Source organism: Campylobacter sp. MIT 21-1684 (assembly GCF_026241315.1).
Lineage (GTDB): Bacteria > Campylobacterota > Campylobacteria > Campylobacterales > Campylobacteraceae > Campylobacter_D.
Genome location: NZ_JAPHNA010000056.1, coordinates 1 through 904, shown reverse-complemented (window position 1 = coordinate 904; position 904 = coordinate 1). Strand labels below are relative to the sequence as shown.

At 27.8% G+C, this 904-nt stretch carries 2 pseudogenes; one reads left to right on the top strand and one right to left on the bottom strand.

From position 1 onward, the window contains the following. Window positions 1-232 (top strand): annotated as a pseudogene (locus OQH62_RS08520) (hypothetical protein); the annotation flags it as partial. Between the two features lie 372 nt (window positions 233-604). On the opposite strand, the pseudogene OQH62_RS08515 reads toward OQH62_RS08520, so the two are convergent. Continuing rightward, window positions 605-904, bottom strand: a pseudogene (locus OQH62_RS08515) (hypothetical protein); the annotation flags it as partial.

Here is a 904-nt window from a genome sequence, read left to right as displayed (position 1 = left end):
TTTAAGTGAAATAGAAGCCAATACCAACCTTCTTGTTCAATCTATCAATGATATGGCTGAATCTATTAAAGAACAAACTACAGGTATTACTCAAATCAATGAAAGCGTAGCCTTGATAGACCAAACCACAAAAGACAATGTTAGTATTGCTAATGAATCAGCTACTATCTCAAATACAGTCAGTGATATAGCAAGCAATATACTTGCAGATGTGAAAAAGAAAAAATTCTAAAACTACAGACTCTAAATAAGTTTAGAGTCTGTAAGAATGTTTTACAGACTTTCATTTCTTCAAAAGAGTCTTTTTGAATACTTATACAAGATAAAGAGTAAATACAACTTGATGCTTTTGAGCTTGAATAAAAGAATGTAGAAAAAGACTCTTATGAATACTTCTTTAAAGATATTTCTTCAATACATCAAGAGTAAGTGAAAAAGATAAAGAGTATTTGGACAAAGACATAATAATTCACAATACTTGAGAGTTTAAAAAAGAATTTCTTTCTTTGACTTCTTTTATTAATTTCTTTTATTGGTGAATTCTTGTATTGAATTCTTTCTTTATTAATTCTTTTATTCATTGAATTCTTTATTGTTTCATTCTTTATGTTTCTTCTAACACTCTTTCTTGTGTATCATTTTTGCTTGACTTTAATTTTTTCTTTAAAAAAGCTAAGGCTGTATCACAATCTAAAGCTGTACTTTGAAATTGTTTATTAAAAGTTCTTTGTTTTTTAGCAAGTTGGCTTGTGTGAGTAGTAATATACATTTCAAGTTCTTTAAGAGATATTTTATTGTCTAAGTAGGCTTTGCATTCTTTTAAGCCTATGCAGTTGAGAGCTTTTAACTTAGGAGGAAAAGTAGAAAACAATTCTTTTGCTTCTTCTATTAAACCTGACTTTAG